The organism is Nocardioides sp. SYSU D00065 (genome assembly GCF_017916425.1).
In the GTDB taxonomy this organism is placed as follows: domain Bacteria; phylum Actinomycetota; class Actinomycetes; order Propionibacteriales; family Nocardioidaceae; genus Nocardioides.
Window position 1 is genome coordinate 273,991 of sequence record NZ_JAFMSX010000003.1, and the last position, 19,514, is coordinate 293,504.

Annotated in this window: 16 protein-coding genes; 15 read left to right on the forward strand and 1 reads right to left on the reverse strand. The window is 72.6% G+C overall.

Annotated features, from left to right (window positions below):
- Positions 1-46 precede the first annotated feature (46 nt).
- From J3P41_RS14790 to J3P41_RS14845, 12 genes are all read left to right on the forward strand, one after another.
- Positions 47-1,141, forward strand: coding sequence for an ABC transporter permease (locus tag J3P41_RS14790; RefSeq protein ID WP_210651121.1), 1,095 nt, complete (start codon positions 47-49; stop codon positions 1,139-1,141).
- On the forward strand, positions 1,138-2,214 hold the full coding sequence (locus J3P41_RS14795) for an ABC transporter permease (protein ID WP_210651122.1): 1,077 nt from the start codon (positions 1,138-1,140) through the stop codon (positions 2,212-2,214). The genes J3P41_RS14790 and J3P41_RS14795 overlap by 4 nt, the downstream gene beginning before the upstream one ends.
- Positions 2,215-2,235: 21 nt before the next feature.
- A complete protein-coding gene (rhaS, locus tag J3P41_RS14800) occupies positions 2,236-3,279 on the forward strand; it encodes a rhamnose ABC transporter substrate-binding protein (protein WP_210651123.1) in 1,044 nt (347 codons plus the stop codon).
- Positions 3,280-3,373: 94 nt separating this feature from the next.
- Entirely contained in the window at positions 3,374-3,751 is a 378-nt protein-coding gene (locus J3P41_RS14805) for an L-rhamnose mutarotase (RefSeq protein ID WP_210651124.1), read from the forward strand.
- Entirely contained in the window at positions 3,751-4,929 is a 1,179-nt protein-coding gene (gene rhaI / locus J3P41_RS14810) for an L-rhamnose isomerase (RefSeq protein WP_210651125.1), read from the forward strand. Before J3P41_RS14805 ends, rhaI begins: the two co-directional genes overlap by 1 nt.
- Before the next feature lie 75 nt (positions 4,930-5,004).
- Positions 5,005-7,047 (forward strand): bifunctional aldolase/short-chain dehydrogenase, encoded by a 2,043-nt coding sequence (locus J3P41_RS14815; protein ID WP_307862015.1) that lies wholly within the window; start codon positions 5,005-5,007, stop codon positions 7,045-7,047.
- Positions 7,048-7,049: 2 nt separating this feature from the next.
- Positions 7,050-8,567, forward strand: coding sequence for a rhamnulokinase family protein (locus J3P41_RS14820; protein ID WP_307862016.1), 1,518 nt, complete (start codon positions 7,050-7,052; stop codon positions 8,565-8,567).
- 9 nt (positions 8,568-8,576) lie between these two features.
- The gene (locus J3P41_RS14825) at positions 8,577-11,687 is read left to right on the forward strand and encodes a glycosyl hydrolase (RefSeq protein ID WP_210651126.1); all 3,111 of its coding nucleotides are present in this window, start codon (positions 8,577-8,579) and stop codon (positions 11,685-11,687) included.
- Between the two features lie 2 nt (positions 11,688-11,689).
- A complete protein-coding gene (locus J3P41_RS14830; protein ID WP_210651127.1) occupies positions 11,690-11,905 on the forward strand; it encodes a response regulator transcription factor in 216 nt (71 codons plus the stop codon).
- A gap of 42 nt (positions 11,906-11,947) precedes the next feature.
- Positions 11,948-12,745: a (Fe-S)-binding protein gene (locus J3P41_RS14835; protein ID WP_210651128.1), complete on the forward strand. Its 798-nt coding sequence runs from the start codon at positions 11,948-11,950 to the stop codon at positions 12,743-12,745.
- Positions 12,742-14,244 (forward strand): lactate utilization protein B, encoded by a 1,503-nt coding sequence (locus J3P41_RS14840; RefSeq protein ID WP_210651129.1) that lies wholly within the window; start codon positions 12,742-12,744, stop codon positions 14,242-14,244. Before J3P41_RS14835 ends, J3P41_RS14840 begins: the two co-directional genes overlap by 4 nt.
- A complete protein-coding gene (locus tag J3P41_RS14845) occupies positions 14,241-14,825 on the forward strand; it encodes an LUD domain-containing protein (RefSeq protein ID WP_210651130.1) in 585 nt (194 codons plus the stop codon). Before J3P41_RS14840 ends, J3P41_RS14845 begins: the two co-directional genes overlap by 4 nt.
- A 33-nt stretch (positions 14,826-14,858) precedes the next feature.
- Here the strand turns inward: J3P41_RS14845 and J3P41_RS14850 are convergent, their stop codons facing one another.
- A complete protein-coding gene (locus J3P41_RS14850; protein ID WP_210651131.1) occupies positions 14,859-15,614 on the reverse strand; it encodes an endonuclease/exonuclease/phosphatase family protein in 756 nt (251 codons plus the stop codon).
- Positions 15,615-15,667: 53 nt separating this feature from the next.
- Here J3P41_RS14850 and J3P41_RS14855 point away from each other — a divergent pair, with 53 nt between their 5' ends.
- The 3 genes from J3P41_RS14855 (at position 15,668) to pntB (ending at position 19,419) form a co-directional block, all read left to right on the forward strand.
- Positions 15,668-16,252: a nucleotidyltransferase family protein gene (locus J3P41_RS14855; RefSeq protein ID WP_210651132.1), complete on the forward strand. Its 585-nt coding sequence runs from the start codon at positions 15,668-15,670 to the stop codon at positions 16,250-16,252.
- A gap of 184 nt (positions 16,253-16,436) precedes the next feature.
- Positions 16,437-17,984 carry a Re/Si-specific NAD(P)(+) transhydrogenase subunit alpha gene (locus J3P41_RS14860; protein ID WP_210651133.1) on the forward strand — a complete coding sequence of 516 codons (1,548 nt, stop codon included), beginning with the start codon at positions 16,437-16,439 and terminating at the stop codon, positions 17,982-17,984.
- A 4-nt stretch (positions 17,985-17,988) separates the two neighbouring features.
- Positions 17,989-19,419 carry a Re/Si-specific NAD(P)(+) transhydrogenase subunit beta gene (pntB, locus tag J3P41_RS14865; protein WP_210651134.1) on the forward strand — a complete coding sequence of 477 codons (1,431 nt, stop codon included), beginning with the start codon at positions 17,989-17,991 and terminating at the stop codon, positions 19,417-19,419.
- Positions 19,420-19,514: the final 95 nt, after the last annotated feature.

Genomic DNA, 19,514 nt, shown 5'->3' on the forward strand with positions numbered 1-19,514 from the left:
TTCCTCTCCGCTCCGCTCCCCCGAACCCCGCGAGGACCCCGGACAGATGAGCCACACCGACGTCGAGCGCCCCGGCTCCGGCCCACAGGCCGCCCCGGACGTGTCCACCGGCGAGGCCCTCCTCGTGGAGCCCAGCCGGCTCTCGCCTACCCGCCGCGCCCTGACCAGCGTCCTGCGCTCGCGCGAGCTCTCGATCTTCCTGGTGCTCGTCGCCGTCGTCGTGCTCGCCACGACCAAGAACAGCAGCTTCCTGTTCAGCGCCGACGGGTGGCGCAACTTCCTGCTCAACCCGTCGATCCTGCTGCTGCTCGCGGTCGGCCAGGGCGTCGTCATCATCACCCGCAACGTCGACCTGTCGGTCGGCTCGGTGATGGCGCTGACGGCGTACCTCACCGGCCGGCTCTTCATCGAGCAGCCCAATCTGCCCATCGTCGCGGTCGTGGCCGCCTGCCTGCTGCTCGGCGCGGTCCTCGGGCTGGTCAACGGCGTGCTGGTGGCGTACGGCAAGGTGCCGGCACTCGTGATCACGCTCGGCACCATGTACATCTTCCGCGGGATCATGCTCACCTGGGCCGGCAGCGACCGGATCAACGCCGGCGACATGCCGCGCGAGTTCCTCAGCCTCGGCACCCAGACCGTGCTCGGCATCCCGCTGCTCACGATCGTCGCCGTGCTCGTGCTGGCCGCGGTCGGCTACTACCTCCACACCGCCCGGGGCGGCCGCGAGCTCTACGCCATCGGCTCCGACCCCGACGCCGCGGTCCTCTACGGCCTGCCCGTACGCCGTCGCCTGCTGGCCGCGTTCGTGCTGAGCGGCGCGCTCGCCGGCCTGGCGGGCGCCCTCTACACCGCCCGCTACGGCACGGTGAGCTCGAGCGTCGGCAACGGCATCGAGCTGCAGGCCGTGGCCGCGGCGGTCATCGGCGGCATCGCGATCTTCGGCGGCAGCGGCACCGTGTGGGGCGCGGCCATCGGCGCGTTCCTGCTGATCACCATCAACCGGGCCCTGCCCAGCCTCGGCATCGAGGACTTCTGGCAGCGCGCCGTCGTCGGCGTGCTCATCCTGGGCGCCATCGTCCTCGACCGCGTCCTGGCTCGCCGACAAGCACGCAAGCTCGCCGAATCGAGGGACCACGCATGAGCACCCAGGCCCCGGCGCCCGCCGCCACCCGCACGTACGCCGCCCACTCCGCGCCCCTGTGGAAGCGCTGGCTGCTGACCCGCGAGACCGCCGTCATCGTGCTCACCGCCGCGGTGGTGCTCTACTCGATCGCCAACGTGCCGAACTTCGACGGTCCGCTGACCCTGAAGTTCCTGCTCCAGGACATCGCGCCGATCCTGCTCATCGCCCTGCCGATGACCCTCGTGATCATCACCGGCGAGATCGACCTGTCGGTCGCGAGCATCATGGGGCTCAGCAGCGTGCTCCTCGGCGTGCTGCACGAGAGTGGGATGTCCGTGCCCGCCGCCGCCCTGCTGGCCCTGCTGGCCGGCCTGGCCTGCGGTGCGCTCAACGGCTTCCTCATCGCCTACGTCGGGCTGCCGTCGCTGGCGGTCACCATCGGCACGCTGGCGCTGTTCCGCGGCATCGCGGTCGGCCTGCTCGGCACCACGGCGATCACCGACTTCACCGAGAAGTGGTCCGACCTCGCGACGGGCACCATCGGCGAGACCCGGATCCCGCTCGTGATGATCCCCTTCGCCGTGCTCGCCGTCGGCTTCGTCGTCCTGCTGCACTTCTCGACGTTCGGCCGCGGGGTCTACGAGATCGGGCTCAACGACGAGGCGGCGCACTTCACCGGCGTCGACGTCCGGCGGACCAAGCTCATCCTGTTCGTCCTGTCCGGCGTGGTGTCCGCGCTCGCCGGGATCTACTTCACCCTCCGCTACGGCTCGGCCCGTGGCGACAACGCCACCGGCTACGAGCTGCAGGTCATCGCGGCGGTGCTGCTCGGCGGCGTGTCGATCTTCGGCGGCCGCGGCCGGCTGCACGGCGTGCTCGCCGGCGTCGTGCTGATCGGCGTCATCTCCAGCGCGCTGCGCCTGGAGAGCGTGACGGTCAACGTCACCAACGTCATCGTCGGCCTCCTCCTGGTGGCCTCGGTGATCCTTCCCAGCGTCCTTGGGTGGGCCGGCTCTCGGCTGCCCCGCAAGGCGTCAGCGGCCCCTGCGGGACCGCGCTCCGACAAGGACACGGCGACCGCCGGCGTCTGAGACCCCGAAAGGTAGAGACAGATGAAGTTCCACAAGAGGCGGCCCACCGCCCTCGCCGCGCTCGCCCTGACCGCGACCTTCGCCTTCGCCGGCTGCGGCGGCGACGACGGTGGCGACGGCGGCTCGGCCGGCGGTAGCGGCGGTGGCGAGCTGAGCATCACGATGCTCCCGAAGAACCTCGGCAACCCCTACTTCGACACCAGCACCGACGGCGCCGAGGCGGCCGCCGAGGAGATCGGCGCCGACCTCGAGGAGGTCGGTCCCGAGACCGCGAGCCCCGACGCCCAGGTGTCCTACATCAACACCGTTGCCCAGCAGGGCCAGGACGCGCTGATCCTGTCGGCCAACGACCCCGACGCCCTGTGCGACGCGATCGACGAGGCGCGCTCGGCCGACGTGAAGGTCGTGACCTTCGACGCCGACACCAACCCCGAGTGCCGCGACCTGTTCGTCAACCAGGCCACCGCCGAGGGCATCGCCGCCAAGCAGCTGGAGCTCATCTCCGAGCAGATCGGCGGCGAGGGCGAGATCGCGATCCTGTCCGCCGCGGCCAACGCGACGAACCAGAACGCGTGGATCGAGATGATGGAGACCGAGCTCGCGGAGAACCCCGACTACGCGAACATCGAGCTGGTCGACACCGTCTACGGCGACGACGAGGACCAGAAGTCCTTCGACCAGACCGAGGCGCTGCTGCAGAACCACCCCGACCTCAAGGGCATCATCTCGCCCACCACGGTCGGCATCGCCGCCGCGGCCCGCTACCTCTCGGACTCCGAGTACAAGGGCAAGGTCGCGCTGACCGGCCTCGGCACCCCGAACCAGATGCGCGAGTACGTCGAGAACGGCACCGTCGAGGCGTTCGCGCTGTGGAACCCCGAGGACCTCGGCGCCCTGGCGACCTACGCCGCTGCCGCGCTGGCCAACGGCGACATCTCCGGCGAGGAGGGCGACACCTTCGAGGCCGGCGACCTCGGTGAGTTCACGGTCGACGCCGACGGGGTCGTCCTGCTCGGTGAGCCGTTCACGTTCAACGCCGACAACATCGGCGACTTCGACTTCTGAGTCGGATCCCCACCGCACCACCTCGTCCCGGGGCCGCCGGCCACCAGCCGCCGGCGGCCCCGGGCACACCATCGAGCCACGCGAGGAGACGGCGATGCACCGTGTCTGCTTCACCCTCCAGGTCCGCCGCGACCGGATGGGGGAGTACGCCGAGCGCCACGCAGCCGTGTGGCCCGACATGCTCCGTGCCCTCCACGACACCGGCTGGCACAACTACTCCCTCTTCCTGCGCGAGGACGGCCTGCTCGTCGGCTACCTCGAGACCCCGGACCTGGCGGCCGCGCAGGAGGGCATGGCCCGCACCGACGTGAACGCGCGGTGGCAGGCCGAGATGGCCGAGTTCTTCGAGGACCTCGACCTCCCGCCCGACCAGGGCTTCTGGCAGCTGAGCGAGGTCTTCCACCTCGAGGACCAGCTCGCCGCGCACACCAGCGCGACCACCGATCTCCCCACCCAGACACAGGACCAGTGATGACCAGCTTCTCCGACATCAGCGACCGGCTCGGCGACCTCGCGATCGAGGTCCCGTCCTGGGCCTACGGCAACTCCGGCACCCGATTCAAGGTGTTCGGCTCGCCGGGCACCCCCCGCACGGTCCAGGAGAAGATCGCCGACGCCGCGGCCGTGCACCGCTTCACCGGCCTCGCGCCGACCGTGGCGCTGCACATCCCGTGGGACAAGGTGGACGACTACGCCGCGCTGGCGGCGTACGCCAAGGAGCAGGGCGTCACGCTCGGGACGATCAACTCCAACACGTTCCAGGACGACGACTACAAGCTCGGGGCGCTCACCCACACCGACCCGCGGGTGCGGCAGAAGGCGATCGACCACCACTTCGAGTGCATCGAGGTGATGAACCAGACCGGGTCGCGCGACCTGAAGATCTGGCTGGCCGAGGGCACCAACTACCCCGGCCAGGGCGACATGCGCGCCCGCCAGGACCGGCTCGCCGAGGGGCTGCGCACGATCTACGACCAGCTCTCCGAGGACCAGCGGCTGGTGCTGGAGTACAAGTTCTTCGAGCCGGCGTTCTACCACACCGACGTGCCGGACTGGGGCACGTCGTACGCCCACGTCGCCGCCCTCGGCGACCGCGCCAAGGTGTGCCTCGACACCGGCCACCACGCGCCGGGCACCAACATCGAGTTCATCGTCGCCCAGCTGCTGCGCCTGGGGAAGCTCGGCTCGTTCGACTTCAACAGCCGCTTCTACGCCGACGACGACCTGATCGTCGGTGCGGCCGACCCGTTCCAGCTGTTCCGCATCATGGTCGAGGTCATCCGCGGCGGCGGCTTCGGCTCGGCCGCGGACGGCACGCCCAACGACGTGGCCCTGATGCTCGACCAGTGCCACAACATCGAGGACAAGATCCCCGGCCAGATCCGATCGGTGCTCAACGTCCAGGAGATGACGGCCCGCGCGCTGCTCCTCGACACCGAGGCGCTCGACGAGGCCCGGAGCGCCGGCGACGTGCTCGGCGCCAACGCGATCTTCATGGACGCCTTCTACACCGACGTCCGCGGCGACCTCGCCGCCTGGCGCGAGCAGCGCGGTCTGCCGGCCGACCCCATGCGGGCCTACCTCGACTCCGGCTACCAGCAGCAGATCGAGGCGGACCGCGTCGGTGGCGTCCAGGCCGGCTGGAACTGACGCGCACGTCCTCGCACCACCTCTCCGCCGCATCCCCGCACCCACCTCCCCGCGATCCCGAAGGAACCCCGCACCGTGAGTGACCTCAACCCCACCGTCGCCGCGCTCGTCGAGCGCTCCAACCGGCTGGGCGCCGACCCGAAGAACACCAACTACGCCGGCGGCAACACCTCCGCCAAGGGCACCGAGACCGACCCGGTCACCGGCGAGGACGTCGAGCTGCTGTGGGTGAAGGGGAGCGGCGGTGACCTCGGCACGCTGACCCCGGGTGGGCTCGCGGTGCTGCGCCTGGACCGGATGCGCGCGCTGGTCGACGTCTACCCCGGCGTCGAGCGCGAGGACGAGATGGTCGCGGCCTTCGACTACTGCCTGCACGGCAAGGGCGGTGCCGCCCCGTCGATCGACACGGCCATGCACGGCCTCGTCGACGCGGCGCACGTGGACCACCTGCACCCCGACTCGGGCATCGCCATCGCGACCGCTGCCGACGGCGAGCGGCTGACCGGTGAGATCTTCGGCGACAAGGTCGTGTGGGTGCCGTGGCGCCGTCCCGGCTTCCAGCTCGGTCTGGACATCGCCGAGATCAAGGCGAAGAACCCGCAGGCCGTGGGCTGCATCCTCGGCGGGCACGGCATCACCGCCTGGGGCGACACGAGCGAGGAGGCCGAGCGCAACTCGCTGTGGATCATCGACACCGCCGCCGCGCACATCGCCGAGCACAGCCGGCCGGAGCCGTTCGGCCCCGCGCTCGACGGCTACGCCCCGCTGCCCGCCGACGAGCGTCGCGCCAAGGCCGCGGCCCTCGCGCCGACGATCCGCGGCATCGCCTCGGCCGACCGCCCGATGGTCGGCCACTTCACCGACTCCGACGTGGTCCTCGACTTTCTCGCCCACGCCGAGCACCCCCGGCTGGCCGCCCTCGGAACCTCGTGCCCCGACCACTTCCTGCGCACCAAGGTCAAGCCGCTCGTGCTCGACCTGCCCGCGTCGGCGAGCGTCGAGGAGTCCCTCGCCCGCCTGCAGGAGCTCGCGGTGGCCTACCGCGAGGACTACCAGGGCTACTACGACCGCAACGCCACCCCCGACAGCCCGGCCATCCGCGGCAAGGACCCGCTGATCGTCCTGGTCCCGGGCGTGGGCATGTTCAGCTTCGGCAAGGACAAGCAGACCGCCCGCGTCGCCGGTGAGTTCTACGTCAACGCGATCAACGTGATGCGCGGCGCCGAGGGTCTCTCGACGTACGCCCCCATCGACGAGGCCGAGAAGTTCCGCATCGAGTACTGGGCGCTGGAGGAGGCCAAGCTCCAGCGGATGCCGAAGCCCAAGCCGCTCGCCACCCGCGTCGCGCTGGTCACCGGCGCCGCCTCCGGCATCGGCCTCGCCACGGCCAAGCGGCTCGCCGCCGAGGGCGCGTGCGTCGTCATCGCGGACCTGTCGCTGGACAAGGCGCAGGCCGCCGCGTCCGAGATCGGCACCGCCGACGTCGCCGTCGGCGTCCAGGTGGACGTCTCCGACGCCGCGGCCGTCGAGGCCGCGGTCCAGGCCACGGTGCTCGCCTTCGGCGGCGTGGACCTCGTGGTCAACAACGCCGGCCTGTCGCTGTCGCGCTCGCTGCTCGAGACCACCGAGAAGGACTGGGACCTCCAGCACGACGTGATGGCCAAGGGGTCGTTCCTCGTCGCCAAGGCCGCCGCCAAGGCGATGATCGAGCAGGGCATGGGCGGCGACATCGTCTACATCTCCTCGAAGAACTCGATCTTCGCCGGCCCCAACAACGTCGCGTACGGCGCCGCCAAGGCCGACCAGGCCCACCAGGTGCGGCTGCTCGCGGCCGAGCTCGGCGAGCACGGGATCAAGGTCAACGGCGTGAACCCCGACGGCGTCGTGCAGGGCTCGGGCATCTTCGCCTCGGGCTGGGGAGCCAACCGCGCGGCGGTGTACGGCGTGGAGGAGCAGGACCTCGGCAAGTTCTACGCCCAGCGCACGATCCTCAAGCGCGAGGTGCTTCCGGACAACATCGCCAACGCGGTCTTCGTCCTCTGCACCGACGAGCTCAGCCACACCACGGGTCTGCACATCCCTGTCGACGCCGGCGTGGCCGCGGCGTTCCTCCGCTAGTCGTGGCGCAGGTACGCGCGCGGCGGGAGGCGGGGGACCCGACGCTCCGCCTCGCGGCGGTCGACCTCGGGGCCACCAGCGGCCGGGTGATGGCGGCGACGGTCGGGCCCGGCCACCTGACCCTGCAGGAGGTGCACCGCTTCCCCAACGGCGGCGTGCCGGTCGGCGGGTCGCTGTTCTGGGACGTCCTGGGCATCCACCGCGAGGTGCTCGCGGGCATCGCCGAGGTGGCCCGCAGCGGTCCGCTCGACGGGATCGGCATCGACTCCTGGGCGGTCGACTACGGCTTGCTCGACCGTGACGGCGAGCTGCTCGGCAACCCCTACAGCCACCGCGACCCCCGGACGCGGGACGTGCCCGAGCTGGTGGCGCAGACGGTCTCCGCGCAGCAGCAGTACGCCGTCAACGGGCTGCAGCAGCTGCCGTTCAACACCGTCTTCCAGCTCGTCGCCGCCCGCGGCACGGCGTCGCTGGAGGCCGCGCACTCGCTGCTGCTCCTCCCCGACCTGCTGGGCTACTGGCTGACCGGGGAGGTCGGCGCGGAGCGCACCAACGCCTCCACGACCGGCCTGCTCGACGTGAGGTCCGGCGAGTGGTCGAGCGACCTCGCCGCGCGCCTCGGGCTGCCGTGGTCGATCCTGCCTCCGCTGCGCGAAGCCGGATCGGTCATCGGCCCGCTCCGCGCGGAGGTCGCGGCGGCCCTCGGCGTCGCCGACGGCGTGCCGGTCGTGGCGGTCGGGTCGCACGACACGGCGTCCGCCGTGGTCGCCGTGCCGGCGACGTCGGACGGGTTCGGCTACATCTCGTCGGGCACCTGGTCGCTCGTCGGGCTCGAGCTCGACGAGCCGGTGCTGAGCGAGGAGGCGCGGCTGGCCGACTTCACCAACGAGGGGGGCGTCGACCAGACGGTCCGCTTCCTCAAGAACGTGATGGGCCTGTGGGTGATCTCCGAGTGCGTCAAGGCGTGGGCCGACCGCGGCACCCCCGCCACGGACCTGGCGTCCCTGCTCGCCGGCGCCGGCACCGCGGCCCCGCTGCGCACCGTCGTCGACATCAACCACCCGTCGCTGCTGGGCCCCGGCACCCCGACCGACCCGATGCCCGAGCGCGTCGTCGCCCTGGCCCGGGCCGCCGGCGAGCCGGTGCCGCAGACGCCGGGCGAGATCACGCGGTGCGTCCTCGACAGCCTGGCGCTCGCCTACCGGCGCCACCTCCGCACCGCGGCGCGGCTGGCCGGCCGCGAGCTCGACGTCGTCCACGTCGTGGGCGGCGGCTCCCACAACCACCTGCTCTGCCAGCTGACCGCGGACGCCCTGGGCGTGCCGGTGCTGGCCGGTCCCGCCGAGGCGGCAGCACTCGGCAACGCCCTGGTCCAGGCCCGCGCCCTCGGCGCCGACCTCCCCGACCTGGCGGCCATGCGTGCGCTCGTCCGCGAGACGCACGACGTACGACGGCACGACCCGCGTCCCGGACTCGACTGGGACGCCGCCGACCAGCGCGTCGGTCCCCCCACCACCTAGGAGCCCCCGATGGACCCGCACGTCCCGACCTCGACCGAGCGCTCGACCTGCCGCCCGACCTCGACGCACCTGACCCGCCGCACCATGATCGGTGCCTCGGCGGCCGCAGCCGGCTTCGTGGCAGCGTCGTCGTCGTCCGCCGCGGCCGCGCCCGGCGGCGCGTCCGCGGCCACCCAGTGGCTGCCCAAGGACCTGGTCCGTCGCTTCGCCGAGCCCGGCACCGCGACCGCCGCGGGCTTCCGCTGGTGGTGGCCGCACGGCCTCGTCGACCCGGTCCAGATCGCGCGGGAGGTCGACCAGGTCGCCGACGCCGGCTTCGGGGTCCTGGAGGTCGCGGACGTGACCCACAGCCTCCGCGCGCGCGACATCTCCATCGACGTCGCCACCCACGGCTGGGGCACCGCCCCCTGGGTCGCCGGCGTGAAGGCCGCGCTGACCCGCGCGGCGGAGCGCGACGTCCGCATCGACATCACCGTCGGCCCGTCGTGGCCGGCCGCCGTCCCCACGATCACGCCCGACGACGAGGCCGCGTGCACCGAGCTCGCACACGGTCGCGCCGACCTCGCGGCAGGGGCGACGTACGACGGTCCCGTGCCGGAGGCCGTGCTGCACGCCGAGGGCGCGACGAAGCAGACGCTGGTGGCGCTGCAGGCGCACCGCTACACCCCGTCCAGCAACACCCGCGTCCTGCCGCAGATCGACCCTGACTCCTACGTCGACCTCCTCGACCGGGTCGTCGACGGCCGCATCACCTGGACCGCTCCGGCCTCGCCCGCCGGCGGGTCCTGGGTGCTGCTGTCCTTCTGGCAGCGCGGGTCGGGCCAGGAGCCCGAGGCCGGGCCGCACACCGACCCCCGCTCCTACGTGGTCGACCACTTCAGCGCCGCCGGCTCCCAGGCCGTCGTCGACCTGTGGGAGGACACGGTCCTCGACCGTGAGCTGCGCGCCCTGCTCGGCAGGGCCGGCGGCTACCTGTTCGAGGACAGCCTGGAGATCGAGACCGAGGCGACGATCTGGACGCCGCGGATGTTCGAGGAGTTCGAGAAGCGCGCCGGCTACGACCTCCGGCCGTGGCTGCCGGTCGTCATGGAGCTCAAGGAGAAGTACCTCTTCGACCTCGGCACCGGCCCCCAGGCGGCGACGACCGACGCCCTGCGCACCAACCAGGTCCGCGACGACTACAACCAGGTGCTCTCCGACCTCTACCGCGACCACCACCTGCTGCCGCTGCAGGCCTTCGCCCGCTCGCTCGGCATGGGCCTGCGCGTCCAGGCCTACGGCCTCGAGACCGACACCGTCGAGCACTCGGCGCTGCTCGACATCCCCGAGACCGAGTCGCTGGGCTTCAAGAACCTCGACGACTACCGCGTGATGGCGGGCGGTCGGGACATGGCCGGGCACACGATCCTGTCCTGCGAGGCCATCTGCTACAACGGCGCGGCCTACAACACGATGCTCGGCGCCAACAGCGCCAGCCCGACCGCGCAGAACCAGGCGCTGTTCACGCTCAACAGCATCTTCGCCGCCGGCGTGAACCAGGCGATCATCCACGGCTTCCCCTACGCCGACGCGCCGGGCGTCACCTGGCCCGGCTTCGCCGCGTTCTCGCCCTACTACAACGGCGCGATCGGCTTCGGCGAGGCGTGGGGCCCCCGCACGCCGCAGTGGCAGCACATGCCCGACGTGGCGGCGTACCTCGCCCGCACGCAGCTCGTCCTGCAGACCGGCACGCCGAAGTACGACGTGGTGTTCCTGCGGCAGAAGGGGTGGGCCTCGACCGGGATCGGTGCCTTCTGGGCGACCAACGACGGCATCCCGCTGGGCTGGACGCACTCCTTCGCCACGCCGGCGCTGCTCGACCTGCCGCTCGCGAAGGTGCGCGACGGCCGGCTCGCCCCCGACGGCCCGGCCTACAAGGCGATGATCATCGGCACCGACCAGTTCCGCGGCCAGGTCGCGACGATGGCCGTCGCGACCGCGCGCCGGGTGCTCGAGCTCGGTCGTGCCGGGCTGCCGATCGTCTTCGTGCGCGACTGGTCCGACCCGCGGCCCGTCGGGCTGCCCGATGGCGCGCCCGACGGGGAGGCCGGCGAGCTGCGCGACCTCCTCGCCCGGATCAAGGCGCTGCCCACGACCCGCACCGCCGCGACCGACGCCGACATCCCGGGCGCGCTGGCGTCGCTGGGCGTCACCCCCGACGTGGAGCACGAGCGGTCCACCGTGATGACCGTGCGCCGGGTGCTCGGCGACGTCGACCTCTACTACGTCGCCAACGCCCGCCACGCCGAGAACCGGCGCCTCACCGCCGTCACCCAGGACGTGTGGCTCACCGCCACCTCGCCCCGCGCCGTACCGGTCCAGCTCGACGCATGGACAGGCGAGGCGCGACCGGTCGGGCTCTGGGAGCGCCGCGGCGACCGCGTGCGGGTGCGGGTCGACCTCGCACCCGGCCAGTCGACGGTCATCGCGCTGACCGCCCCCAGGTCGGCCGAGGCGGCGGACCTGCATGCCGTCGCCACCACCGGTGCCGACGTCCTCAAGCAGCCCGGGAAGCTGGTCGTGCGCGCCGCCACCGCCGGCGAGCACACCGTGACGCTCGGCAACGGCCGCACCATGCGGACCACCGTCTCGCGCGTCCGTGGCCCCGTCGTCCCGTCGTCGTGGCGGCTCGAGGTCGAGGACTGGCAGCCGGGCGCGACGGCGACCGACACGGTCAAGCCCGTCCGCACCGTCGAACTGACCACCCTCGTGCCGTGGAGCCAGGTGCCGGGCCTCGAGGACGTCTCCGGCATCGGCCGCTACACCACCGAGGTCGACCTCGGCAGCGACTGGAGCGACCAGGACGGTGCCTGGCTCGAGCTCGGCGAGGTGACCGACACCTACCGCGTCACCGTCAACGGCGTCGCGGTCGGCGGCTGCGACCCGCTGCGGCCGCGGGTCGACGTCGGCCACCTGCTGCGGCGTGGGCGCAACGTTCTCGAGGTAGAGGTGGCCTCCACGCTCCTCAACCGGCTGCGCACCGTCACACCGGCGGTGTACGGCGTGGCGCAGCGGCAGGCGTACGGCCTGCTCGGGCCGGTCCGCCTGGTGCCGTACGTCGACCAGCCGGTCCGCCGCTGACCATGGACGGCAGCCCGGAGCGTCAGGCGGTCCTCGACCGCGACGAGCTCGCCGTCCTCCGCCTGATGGCGGAGGGGCACACGGTCGAGTCCGTCGCCCGACGCCTCGACGTCTCCGAGCGGACCGTTCGACGCAAGGCACGCAGCGCGTGCGACAAGCTCGAGTGCGACTCCACGATCGAGGCGATCGTGTGGGCCGTGCGCAACCGGCTGTTCTAGGCCAGAGGAGCACACTGTGAGGCAGACGAGAGGAACGGTGACGTGAAGGTCGCTCTCCAGGTCACGTGCGTCAACGACGCGATGTTCCCCGACACGGGGAAGGCGGTGGTCCGCCTGCTGCGCCGGCTCGGCGTGGACGTCGACTTCCCAGCCGCCCAGACGTGCTGCGGGCAGCCGATGGTGAACACCGGCTACCTCGACGAGGCCGTGCCGGTCGTCCGTGCGTTCGTCGACGCCTTCGCCGGCTACGACGCGATCGTCACGCCGTCGGGCTCGTGCGCGGGCTCGGCGCGGCACCAGCACGCGATCGTCGCCGAGCGCTCCGGCGACCCGGCCCTCGCGAAGGCCGTCGAGCAGACGGCTCCGCGCACCTACGAGCTCACCGAGTTCCTGGTCGACGTGCTGGGGGTGACCGACGTCGGGGCCTACTTCCCGCACCGGGTGACCTACCATCCGACGTGCCACAGCCTGCGCATGCTCGGCGTCGGCGACCGGCCCCGGCAGCTGCTCGAGCAGGTGCGCGGCATCCAGCTCGTCGACCTGCCGATGGCCACCGAGTGCTGCGGCTTCGGCGGCACCTTCGCGCTCAAGAACGCGGACACGTCCGTGGCGATGGGTGCCGACAAGGCCCGCCACGTCCGCGACACCGGCGCCGAGGTGCTCGTCGCCGGCGACAACTCCTGCCTGATGCACATCGGCGGGATGCTGTCTCGGCAGCGCGCCGGCGTACGCGTCATGCACCTCGCCGAGGTCCTGGCCGCCACCGAGGCCTCCGAGGGCGACTCCGACGGCCCCGCCGTCGACGCCCGGGCGGAGTCGTTCGAGGGAGACGCCCGATGAGCGGCACCTTCGTGGGCATGCCCGCCTTCCCGACCGCTGCCCGCGCTGCGCTCGGCGACACCCAGCTGCGCCGCAACCTGGCGCACGCGACCCACACCATCCGCGACAAGCGTGCCCGCGTCGTCGCCGAGGTGGAGGACTGGGAGGAGCTGCGCATCGCCGGAGCGGCGGTCAAGGAGGCGGCGCTGCGCGACCTCGCGACCCACCTCGAGACGCTGGAGGCCTCCCTCGTGCGCGCCGGGGCCACGGTGCACTGGGCCCGCGACGCCGAGGAGGCGTGTGCGATCGTCGCGTCGGTGACCCGGGCCCACGGGGCCGACGAGGTGGTCAAGGTCAAGTCGATGGCGACCCAGGAGATCGGTCTCAACGAGGCGCTGGAGGCCGAGGGCATCGCGGCGTGGGAGACCGACCTGGCCGAGCTGATCGTGCAGCTCGGCGAGGACCTGCCGTCGCACATCCTCGTGCCCGCGATCCACCGCAACCGGGCCGAGATCCGCGAGATCTTCCGCCGCCGGATGGGCGCGGTCGGGCGCCCGGCGCCGGAGGCGCTGACCGACGAGCCGGCCGTGCTGGCCGGTGCTGCCCGTGAGCACCTGCGGGAGAAGTTCCTGCGGGCGCGGGTCGCGGTGAGCGGCGCCAACTTCGCCGTCGCCGACACCGGCACGCTCGTGGTCGTGGAGTCCGAGGGCAACGGCCGGATGTGCCTGACCCTGCCGGAGGTGCTCATCAGCGTGGTCGGCATCGAGAAGGTCGTCGCGACGTGGGACGAGCTCGATCCGCTGCTCCGGCTGCTGCCGCGCTCCTCGACCGGCGAGCGGATGAACCCCTACACCTCGACCTGGTCCGGCCTCACGCCCGGTGACGGGCCGCAGGAGGTGCACGTCGTCCTGCTCGACAACGGCCGCACCCGCGCGCTCGCCGACGAGGTGGGACGCCAGGCGCTGCGCTGCATCCGGTGCTCGGCGTGCCTCAACGTGTGCCCGGTCTACGAGCGGGTCGGCGGCCACGCCTACGGCTCGGTCTACCCGGGCCCGATCGGCGCGATCCTCAACCCGCTGCTCAACGGGGTCTCCGACGAGCAGACCGCCTCGCTTCCCTACGCCTCCTCGCTGTGCGGGGCGTGCTTCGAGGTCTGCCCCGTGCGCATCGACATCCCGTCGGTGCTCGTCGACCAGCGGGCGGCGGTCATCGACTCGCACCGCGGCGACCGGGTGCCCAAGCAGGAGGCGCTCGCGATGAAGGCAGCCGCCTGGACGTTCGCCGACGCCCGCCGGCTGCGCTGGGCCGAGCGCGCGTCCGGCCTCGCCGGCCGCGTGCTGGGACGCTTCTCGCGCACCACGCTCCCCGGTGGCCGTACGGCGGCCGGTCGGCTCCCCGGCCCGGCCGCCGGCTGGACCGGCGCGCGCGACCTCCCGGCCCCACCCCGGGAGTCCTTCCGGCAGTGGTGGGACCGCACCGACGGCGGCCGCGACGGCGGCAGGCAGGGGGACGGCTCATGAGCGCCCGCGACGAGATCCTCGGCCGCGTCCGCGCGGCGCTGGCCGACGTGGCTCCGGCGGTCGACGTCCCCACCGCGCCGCGGGTGCCGAACCGCGGCGACCTGGTCGCGCTGTTCGTCGAGCGGGTGGAGGACTACCGCGCCACGGTCACCCGCTGCGCGCCCGGCGACCTGGCCGACGTGGTGGTCGCCGCGCTGGACGGCGCCACCACCGTCGTACCTCCCCGGCTGGGCATCGCGGTCCCGGGTGCGGTCGTCGACGACGGCCTGTCCGCCGCGGAGCTGGACCGCATCGACGCGGTGGTCACGCGCGCCCGGGTCGGGATCGCTGAGACCGGCACCATCGTCCTCGACCACGAGCCGGACCAGGGCCGCCGCGCGATCAGCCTCGTCCCGGACCTCCACGTCTGCATCGTCGACGCGAGCCAGGTCGTGGCCGACGTGCCCGATGCGATCGCCCTCCTCGACCCGGCCCGGCCGCTCACCTGGATCAGCGGGCCATCGGCGACGAGCGACATCGAGCTGGACCGGGTCGAGGGGGTGCACGGTCCGCGGACCCTGCACGTGGTGCTGGTGGGCTGACGTCGCGGCGGCAACGTCGCGGCCGGCTGACTCTCAGAGGTCGACGACCAGGGCCCGGTGGTCCGAGAGCGGCAGTTCGACGGCGCGGCCGCGGGCCGGGGGCAGGTCCCCGTCGAGCAGGACGTGGTCGAGCTGCTCGCGAGGCGCCTGCGCTGGGAACGTCGGCGCATCGACCAGGGATCGCATCCCGGTGATGCGCCGGGCGCGCTCGGGCCCCATGTTGAAGTCGCCCATCAGCACGAACGGCCGGTCGGCGCCCGACAACGAATCGCGCACCCGGGCCAGCTGCCGGCCGTTCCACCAGGGCACGAAGGTGAGGTGCACGTCGGCCACCGTCACCACGCCGTGAGGGGTCTCGACCGTGGCCGCGACCGCGACGCGCGGCTCGTCCCGCACCAGCTCCGGCCGGCGCGACCCGCTGAACCACATCGGCACCCGGGTCGGGACGGGGGCGAGCCGCACGGTGTGCCAGGCCCGCACCGGATACCGCGAGAGGAGCGCGATGCCGTACGCCGCGCTGTCGGGCTGCTCGTCGCCGGTGGCGGCCATCCAGGTGGCGCCGGGCACCCCGGCCAGGGCCGCGACGAACCGGTGCTCGGGGGCGCCCATCGCCTCGGCGGCCAGCGCGGTGAGGTCCGCCTCGGAGGAGCGGGACTGGTAGCGGTCGACCTCCTGCAGCGCCAGCACGTCCGCGTCGAGGGAGGCGATCGCCTCGGCGAAGCGGTCGAGGTCGACGCGGTCGTCGGACTGCGAGCGGGCATGGAGGATGTTGAAGCTCGCCAGTCGCACGCGACCTCGTGCCCATGCCGAGTGAAGTCATGCGCGGTGGGTACCTGCCCGGCATGTCTCCCACGCCGGCTCCCGCATCCCGCGACGCGCTGCGCGAGGCCCTCAAGCGCGTGGCCGTCGCGCTGAAGCAGGGCGAGGTGCCCTTCGCGCTGACCGGCGGCTACGCCGTGTGGGCGCGCGGCGGTCCGGAGTCGGAGCACGACGTGGACTTCCTGGTCGCGGCCGAGGACGTCGACAAGGCGGCCGAGTGCCTGTCGGCGCAGGGCATCGAGGTGGTGCACCCGCCCGAGGACTGGCTGTTCAAGGCCTACACCGACGGCGCCATGGTCGACCTCATCCACCGCCACTCGGGCGGACCGGCCACCCGCGAGGTGGTCCAGGACGCCGACCTGCTCGAGGTCTTGTCGGTGGAGATGCCGGTCCTGTCGGCCACGGAGGTCGTCGTGCAGAAGATGCTCGCCCTCGACGAGCACTACTGCGACTTCGGCGCGATGATCCCGGTGGTGCGGGCCCTGCGCGAGCAGGTCGACCTGGCGCGCGTGCGCAAGGAGACCGCCGACAGCCCCTTCGCGGCGGCGCTGCTGTTCCTCCTGGAGCGGCTGGGGGTCGTGGACCCCGAGGCCGACGCGCTGGCCTGATCTTGGGCTCAGGGCCGACCCCCGGGCTCATCCCGGGGCTCATCCGGGGCCTGGTCGGGCTGCGCGGTGCTGAGACACCGGTCACAGGACGCGCTGTTTCGGTACCTTGTGCCCGGCCCGCACGCCGTCCAGGTCCCGAACAGGTCCCGATCCCGGACCCGACCACCCGCCCAGGAGGCACGCAGTGCGCATCGGCATCCCCCGTGAGTTCCGACCCGGCGAGACGCTCGTCGCGGCGACGGCGAAGACGGCGTCGCAGCTGGCGGGGCTCGGCTACGACGTCGTCGTCGAGCGCGGGGCCGGCGCGGCCGCCGACCAGCCGGACACGGCGTACGCCGACGCCGGGGTCCGTGTCGGCACGGGGGAGGAGGTGTGGTCGAGCGACGTCGTGGTGAAGGTGAACGCGCCCAGCGAGGAGGAGATCGTCCGGCTGCGTCCGGGGGCGACGCTCGTCGGCCTGCTGGCGCCGGCCCGCAGTCCCGAGCTCGTCGAGCGCCTGGCAGCGGCCGGGGTCACGGCGCTCGCGATGGACGCGGTGCCGCGCATCTCGCGGGCCCAGTCGATGGACGTGCTGTCCTCGATGGCCAACGTCGCCGGCTACCGCGCGGTGATCGAGGCCGCCCACGAGTTCGGCCGGCTCTTCACCGGCCAGGTCACCGCGGCCGGCAAGGTGCCGCCGGCCCGGGTCTTCGTGGTGGGCGCGGGCGTCGCGGGGCTGGCGGCGATCGGCGCCGCCGGCTCGCTGGGCGCCGTGGTGCGCGCGTTCGACGTACGCCCCGAGGTGGCCGAGCAGGTCGAGTCGATGGGCGCGCAGTTCGTGCGGGTCGAGATGGAGCAGGAGGTCTCCTCCGACGGCTACGCCAAGGAGATGACCGCTGCGCAGGAGGCGGCCACGGCGGCGATGTACGACGAGGAGGCGCGCGCCGCCGACATCGTCATCACCACCGCGCTGATCCCCGGCCGGCCCGCGCCCCGGCTGATCTCCGCCGAGACCGTCGCGGCGATGCGGCCCGGCTCCGTCGTGGTCGACATGGCGGCGGCCAACGGCGGCAACGTCGCGGCCACGGTCCGGGACGAGCGGGTGGTCACCCCCAACGGCGTCACCGTGCTCGGCTACACCGACCTCGCCGGCCGGCTCGCGGCGCAGACCAGCCAGCTCTACGGCACCAACGTGGTCAACCTGTTCAAGCTGCTGACCCCCGCCAAGGACGGCCGGCTCACGCTCGACCTCGACGACGTGGTCCAGCGCGGAATCACCGTCACCCGAGCCGTCGAGGGCGGCGGCGCGGCAGAGGCGATGTGGCCGCCGCCGCCGGTGCAGGTCTCCGCCGCACCGGCCGCCCCCGCGGCGGCGGTCCCGGCCGAGAAGGAGCCGCCCGCGCCGCCCGACCCTCGGCGCCGGGTGTACGCCGCCGCGCTGGCCGCGGTGCTGTTCCTCGCGCTCGCCACCGCGGCGCCGGCGTCGTTCCTGCCGAGCCTGACCGTCTTCGTGCTCGCGGTCGTCATCGGGTTCTACGTGATCGGCAACGTCCACCACGCGCTGCACACGCCCCTGATGAGCGTCACCAACGCCATCAGCGGGATCATCGTGGTCGGCGCGATCCTGCAGGCCCCCGTCGACAACGTCGCGGTACAGGTCATCGCCGGGATCGCCGTCCTGCTCGCCAGCATCAACGTCTTCGGTGGCTTCCTCGTCACCCGACGGATGCTCAACATGTTCCAGAAGGGCTGAGCCGGTGATCTCGTTCGTGTCCGGCGCCTACATCGTGTCGGCGCTGCTGTTCATCCTCGCGCTCGCCGGCCTGAGCAAGCACGAGACCGCCCGGCGCGGCAACGCGTTCGGCATGGCCGGCATGGCGCTGGCCCTGGTCGCGACCCTCCTGCTCGTCGTCGACCGGCTCACCGGGGACGTCGTCGGCGACACGACCGCCGTGTGGGTCGGGCTCGCGATCGTCCTGGTCGCCGGCACCGTCGGCGCCGTGATCGGCATCCGCCTCGCCCGCGGGGTCGAGATGACCGGCATGCCCGAGCTCATCGCGATGATGCACAGCTTTGTCGGCCTCGCGGCGGTGCTGGTCGGCTACAACACCTACATCGAGGTCGCCGACCACGGTGCGCACGCCGACGCGATCCACAACGCGGAGGTCTTCCTCGGCGTCTTCATCGGCGCGGTCACCTTCACCGGGTCGATCGTGGCGAACCTCAAGCTGAGCGCGCGGATGAGCTCCGCGCCGCTCGTGCTGCCCGGGCGCCACCTGCTCAACCTCGCGATCCTCGTCGCCTCCGCCGTGCTGATGGTGTGGTTCATGCTCACCGAGGGCTGGAGCGGCCTGGCCCCCCTGGCGGTCATGACGGTCCTCGCCCTGGTGCTCGGCTTCCACCTCGTCGCCGCCATCGGAGGCGGCGACATGCCCGTCGTGGTGTCGATGCTCAACAGCTACTCCGGGTGGGCCGCGGCCGCTGCCGGATTCATGCTGGGCAACGACCTGCTGATCATCACCGGAGCGCTGGTCGGCTCGTCGGGTGCGATCCTCAGCTACATCATGTGCAGGGCGATGAACCGCTCCTTCGTCAGCGTCATCGCCGGCGGGTTCGGCTCCGACGGCGGCTCGGCCGTCGGGGCGGCGGACCGCGACTACGGCGAGCACCGCGAGATCCAGGCCGGCGAGGTCGCCGAGCTGCTGGCCGGCGCGTCGTCCGTCGTGATCACCCCGGGCTACGGGATGGCCGTGGCGCAGGCGCAGTACCCCGTCGCCGAGATGACCCGGCGGCTGCGGGAGAAGGGCGTCACCGTCCGCTTCGGCATCCATCCCGTCGCCGGGCGCCTGCCCGGGCACATGAACGTCCTGCTGGCCGAGGCCAAGGTGCCCTACGACATCGTGCTGGAGATGGACGAGATCAACGACGACCTCGCCGACACCGACGTCGTCCTCGTCATCGGCGCCAACGACACGGTCAACCCGGCCGCCTTGGAGGAGCCCGGCTCGCCGATCGCGGGGATGCCGGTGCTGGAGGTGTGGAAGGCCCGCGACGTCGTGGTCTTCAAGCGCTCGATGGCCACGGGGTACGCCGGCGTGCAGAACCCGCTGTTCTTCAAGGAGAACACCCAGATGCTCTTCGGCGACGCCAAGGACAAGGTCAACGAGATCGTCGCCGCCCTCGGCTGATCGCGTCGGTCGCTCGCGCCTACCTCCGGCGCCCCCTGGTGCACCGCCCGTCGCGCATTCATCGCCGGTCCCGCATTCATCGCCGGTCCCGCGTG